This is a genomic window from Flavobacteriales bacterium (assembly GCA_016779995.1).
Classification (GTDB): domain Bacteria; phylum Bacteroidota; class Bacteroidia; order Flavobacteriales; family UBA7312; genus UBA8444.
This window is the reverse complement of sequence record JADHMO010000030.1, coordinates 1-6,088: the sequence shown is the minus strand read 5'-3', so window position 1 is coordinate 6,088 and position 6,088 is coordinate 1. Positions and strand designations below refer to the sequence as shown.

The 6,088-nt window shown below is 40.8% G+C and carries 4 protein-coding genes; all 4 read left to right on the top strand.

Annotated features, from left to right (window positions below):
- Positions 1-191: hypothetical protein (locus ISP71_08845; protein ID MBL6664190.1), on the top strand; the 191-nt coding region annotated here is incomplete at its 5' end.
- 206 nt (positions 192-397) lie between these two features.
- Entirely contained in the window at positions 398-3,430 is a 3,033-nt protein-coding gene (locus ISP71_08840) for a TonB-dependent receptor (protein MBL6664189.1), read from the top strand.
- Positions 3,431-3,435: 5 nt separating this feature from the next.
- Positions 3,436-4,884 (top strand): RagB/SusD family nutrient uptake outer membrane protein, encoded by a 1,449-nt coding sequence (locus tag ISP71_08835; GenBank protein MBL6664188.1) that lies wholly within the window; start codon positions 3,436-3,438, stop codon positions 4,882-4,884.
- A 32-nt stretch (positions 4,885-4,916) separates the two neighbouring features.
- Positions 4,917-6,088: hypothetical protein (locus tag ISP71_08830; GenBank protein ID MBL6664187.1), on the top strand; the 1,172-nt coding region annotated here is incomplete at its 3' end.

Below are 6,088 nucleotides of genomic sequence, written 5' to 3'. Positions count from 1 at the left end.
AACACGATAATCTTACCCATAACGACCTTCGCTTGTGTACCTATTTACGCTTGAATTTAAGCTCAAAAGAGATTGCTCAACTCTTAAACATCTCTACAAAGAGCGTAGAAGTTAAACGCTACAGATTGCGCAAAAAATTGGACTTAGCCCACGAACAAAGCCTTACAGACTACATCATGAACCTTAAATAGAGGCTTAATTTTAACACAACACCCCTACATTACCACTACAAACAAAAAAATCCTACGCTACAATATCAGCTAAATCTCTTAAAAATAGAGGCTTTCACTAACTCTTCAATGCCCCGCATTGCAGATGTATAGAATTTGTAGGGTAGAGATTCTTTAATTCTCATTTTTTACTTAATAATATTGGATATTACTCAAAGTATCCACGAATGAAGAATGTTTTTCTGGTTTTAAGTTTGTTTTGTTTAAGTTTTTTGCAAGCGCAGAACTTTACAGTTTCTGGGGTTGTAAGAGACGCCAACACAAGTGAACCATTACCTGGAGTTAGTGTCGTTGTTAAAGGAACACAACGTGGAGTGTCTGCAGATTTTGACGGATTGTTTTCTATCGAAGATTTGAAAGACACCGATGTCTTGATCTTTGCCTATTTAGGTTATCGCGATCAGGAATTAAAAGTTTACGGTGATTTAGAAGTTGAGATTTCCTTGCAAGAAGATGTAGCTGCCTTAGATGAGGTAGTTGTAGTTGGATACGGGGTTCAGCGTAAAAAAGAATTAACCGGAGCCGTTGCTGTTGTGGGAGAGGCGCAAATCGAAGAATTAAATCCAACGCGTCTAGAACAAGCCATACAAGGTCAAGTCGCCGGGGTTGATATTACTTCTCAATCGGGTTCTCCAGGTAGCGGACTCAACATTCGAATCAGAGGGATTACTACAAATGGAGACAACAGGCCTTTAATCTTGGTCGATGGAAACGTCATTGAAGATTTGAGCGTTTTAAACCCTTCAGATATTCAAAGCATGAACATCTTAAAAGATGCTACTGCTGGTATATATGGAGTTCGTGCGGCAAACGGGGTAATCTTAATTACTACAAAAACGGGTCGCAAAAACACTAAGCTTAACATATCACTCGATTCGTATGCAGGAATTCAAAATACTACACGAAAAATTGGCGTGCTCAACGGATTCGAATATGCATACCTATTAAATGAGGCGTACATCGCTGACGGACAGGCGCCAGCATTCACTGACTTTTCTGCGATTGGAACAGGTACTGATTGGCAAGATGAGGTTTTTGAATTTGCACCTACTCACAATCACGCTTTAACGGCTTCTGGAGGAACTGAAAAATCGGCCTATTCATTTGGACTTTCATATCTAGACCAGCAAGGTATTGTGGGGTTAGACAAATCGAGCTTCCAAAGAATCACAGCCAGAATCAACTACCAATACGACATTTTAGAGAATTTAAAGTTTACGGCCAATACCATATATACAGAGTCAGACCGCAGAGGACTTCCAGAAAGCGGATTGGGCTCAGTATTATTTAATGCGGTAAACAATTCTCCACTGCTTTCTGTTTTTGATCAAAGCGGACAATATACACTAAGTGAAGGTTTGGGGAACGAAGTAGTGAATCCCTTAGCTCAAATTGACAACACCTTCAATTTAACAGAGGTCAAGCGAATTAGTGGTAAAACAGGATTACAGTACAACTTAGGTGATCACATCACTGCCGTTGCCAATGCACAATTCAATTACGCTGAGGTTTACGGAAACAACTTTTCACCATTAGTATTCTACGGTTCGGGTAAAGTGTTTAACAATACCTCAAGAATATCCCTCACTCAGAGTAAGGATATTTTTAGAGACTATACCATAGATGCTTTCGTGAATTACAAAAAGCTTTTCAGTGATCACGAGCTACAATTCACTTTAGGTACAAGTATTTTTGCAACCAGAGGTCAATTCTCAGGCGGAAACCAAGGATTCTTTAATGCCACTGACATCACTTTCGAAAATGCAGACTTGGCCAACGCTGATGAATTGAGAAATTCACTGGTCGAAAGCGGATTGAGCGGAAGGTTCGACGAGCGATTATTATCCTACTTCGCAAGGGTACAATACAACTACAAAGAGCGTTTATTATTCTCTGGAGTGATCAGAAGAGACGGTTCAACAAAATTTGGGCCTAACAACCGCTTTGGGTATTTTCCATCGCTTTCTTTGGGATACATTCTTAAAAGTGATAGTTCATTCAAGGCAACCGATCTTGTTTCTTTTGCGAAACTAAGAGCGAGTTATGGAATTTTAGGAAACGACAGAATCGCAGGAAACGCTTTTAGAGCCATTTTAAATGGTGAAGGAGCTTATGTTTTAGGAAATACACTTCAGTTTGGTCAAGCCATTGGAGTTCTTCCTAACCCTGAGATTCAATGGGAAGAGCAAGAAACCTTGAATGTGGGAGCAGACTTTAAATTCTTTAATAACAGCCTTGATTTAACCTTTGATTATTTCATCAAGCAAACCAGCGGCTTATTATTACAACCCCCAGTATCGGGAATTTTAGGAGCCACAGGTCCTGGAGCTCAACCACCTGTTGTAAATGCAGGAGTCATTGAGAACAGCGGTTTCGAATTTGTTTTGGGATACCAGTTTTTCGACAACGACGACTTCAGTCTTTCTGCCAACGCGAATGCTACCGTTTTAACCAACGATGTAATCTCAGTTAACAACGGAGTTGGCTTTTTACAGGGCGGATCTTTTGGCGTAGGACTTGAACCACCTTCTCGAATGGAGGCAGGATTTCCGATCGGATATTTCTTTGGTTTAAAGACGGATGGAATTTTCCAAAACACTCAAGAATTAGAGGCTCATGCTGACCAGCTCAACGCATCAGTTGGAGACTTGCGTTATGTCGATTTAAATGAAGACGGAATTATTGACAGTAACGATAGAACATATATCGGAGACCCAATCCCAGAATTTACGGCAGGGTTCAATCTCAACATGACTTACAAGCAATTTGATTTAAGCGCTTACGCTTTTGCTTCTGTAGGAAACGAAATGGTAAGAAACTACGAGAGAAATCAACCCTTAGTCAACAAGTCTGTTTATGCCATCAACCGCTGGACTGGTGAAGGCAGCAGCACTACTGACCCTAGACTTACAGTTGGCGCCTCTTCGAACGCTTTATTCTCAGATTATTTTGTCGAAGACGCTTCGTTCTTGCGTTTACAAAATGCACAAATCGGATACTCATTCAAACCAGAAACGCTTGACAAGCTTGGTTTGACTAAACTTCGATTATACCTCTCAGGAAACAATTTATTCACATTTACAAAGTATAGAGGATTCGATCCATCGGCAAGCTCAGGCGCGCCAATCGGAGGAGGAATTGATTTTGGATTTTATCCAGTTCCTCGAACTGTATTACTTGGATTAAACCTTAAAATGTAATGGCAATGAAAAAGTATATAGCACTCGTATTATTTCCAGTTCTCTTAGCCTGTTCAGACGATTTTGTCAATGTAGATTCTTTTGACCAAGACTCTGAAAGCTTCTTTAATTCACCAGAAGATTATCAGTCAGCTTTGATTGCGGCCTACGACTTATTGCAGGCCACATACATCAACGTCATGCTTGGAGAAATCGCTTCTAACAACACATTAGCCGGAGGGGAGTCTGCAACAGACGTGCCTGGAATTCAAGAAATCGACGATATGATTCACACTCCAGTGAATCAACAATTGAGAGACATATGGTCTTGGATGTACGCAGGAATCAACCGTGCCAATTTCATCTTAGAGTTTAAAGACAATATTGATTTTGCCGAAAAAGAAGTGATTTTGGCAGAAGCCCGCTTTTTAAGAGCATACTATTATTTTGAATTGATCAAATGGTTTGGAGATGTTCCGTTTGTATTAGATCAGCGCATTCAATTTGGAGACCAATACATTGTAGAACGCACGCCAAAGGAAGAGATTTATGCTCAACTTGAAGCCGATCTTGCTCAAGGAGCACAAGTTTTACCAACTGTTGCTGCTGAAGCAGGAAGAGTGACCAAAGGAGCAGCCTTAGCCCTTTTAGGAAAAATACATTTGTATCAAGGGGAGTTTGAAGCTGCCGCAACTGCACTTGAAGAGGTCATCAATTCTGGAGCCTACGATTTAGTTGGAGATTACAGCACCCTTTTCGAAAATGATAACGAGAATACTATAGAGTCTGTTTTTGAAGTGCAGTACACTGACGAAGAAGGAGCAGGTTTCGGATGTTTACAATGTTCAGAAGGTAACATTGCCGTAGGATTTAATGGAATTCGAAACTATTCGGGTCCGGTATTCGAATCTGGGTTTAGTTTTAACGTTCCAACCGCAGAAGCCTATCAAGCATTTGAGCCACAAGATCTCAGAAGAGACGTGGCCATTCTCGACATCGAGGCTTGGGCCAATGCCAATACTGACGTTTCATACGATGTCGGATTTGAGCACACCGGATACTACAACAGAAAATATTTAGCGCGTCAAGGAGATTTAAACACTCCTGACGCGAATTTGACCAATCCAAACAATTACAGATCTATTCGCTTTGCAGATGTTTTACTCATGGCTGCAGAAGCTTTGAATAGAGGACAAATTAGCGACACAAGAGCACAAGTTTATTTGAACAGAGTTCGCGGTAGAGCAGGACTTACTTCGGTAGCTGAAACAGGTCAGGCCTTAACAGAGGTCATTTATCAAGAGCGCAGGCTAGAGCTTATGGGTGAAGGTCACCACTTCTTTGACTTGGTGAGAACCCAAAGAGCAGCAAGCGAAATCACAGGATTTGTAACTGGAAAACACGAGTTGTTTCCCATTCCAAATATAGAAATTGAACTGGCGGGAAACCGCTGGTCTCAAAACCCAGGATATTAATAATATAACTACTAATTAATTTTTAAAAGAAGATGAATACAACTAAGAAATTATTAGCTTTTATGGCCCTAATGGCCGTAGTTTTAGTGAGTTGTGAAAAAGACGAGGAGCCAGAACCAGAGGTGATGCCTCCAAGTAATGTTGCTGCTACAGTCGTAGTATCAACAGACAACTCAGGTGACGTAACAGTCACTCCAACTGCAGATGGTGCGAGTAGATTCGACCTTTATTGGGGAGATGCAACTACAGCTCCAACTACAGTAAACCCAGGTTCAAGTGCTACACACACTTACGAAGAAGGTGACTATACCTTAAGAGTAGTGGCAGTTGGATCAACAGGTTTAACCACAGAAATTACAAAACAAGTCAATGTTACTTTTGCAGCTCCTGCTAATCTTGCAGTAAATGCAGCAATTTCTGAGACCAACTTGTTCGAAGTTACAGTTACACCAACCGCAGACAATGCGTCTATGTTTGATGTAGACTTTGGCGTTGAAGGTGCAGATGTGCAAAGTATTTTGGCAGGTGAATCAGCGACTTACGAGTATGCTGAAGCTGGTGATTACACCATTACAGTTACAGCTAAGGGAGCTGGAGCTGCTACTTCTGAAGCAACAGAGACTGTTTCAATTACTGGACCAACAGGATCTATTTCATTACCTGTTGATTTCGAAGATGCTACTGTCGCATATGAGTTTACCGATTTCGAAGGAAACTTTGCGTCAGTTGTTGACAACCCTGACACTAACGGTAACGAAAGTGCTAAAGTTGGGTCAATTTTAAAGACTTCTGGTTCAGCGGTATTCGCAGGATCAATCATTACTTTAGGAAGCGCTATTGACTTTACACAAGGAAATACTATTCAAATGAAGGCTTGGTCTCCAAAAGCTGGAGGTACAGTAAAAATGAAATTAGAAGACAGCAGTGACCCTCCAGTTGGAATTGAAGTTGATGCTACAACTGAAAACGCAAGTGCTTGGGAAACATTATCATTCAATTTTGCTGCGCAAATCAATCCTGAAATTTCTTATAACAAAGTCATTATATTCTTTGATTTTGGGAACCCAGGAGATGATACGACATACTATTTCGATGATATCGAATTGGTTGAAGGTGCAAGTAAAGAAAGACCTCAATTACCATTAGGTTTTGAAAACAGTGATACTGAAGATTACACTTGGGGTGTATTTGGAGGTGTTGACCC

Coding starts and splice junctions, on each gene's coding strand:
- ISP71_08840 (MBL6664189.1), top strand. CDS start 398: ATGAAGAATGTTTTTCTGGTTTTAAGTTTGTTTTGTTTAAGTTTTTTG.
- ISP71_08835 (MBL6664188.1), top strand. CDS start 3,436: ATGAAAAAGTATATAGCACTCGTATTATTTCCAGTTCTCTTAGCCTGT.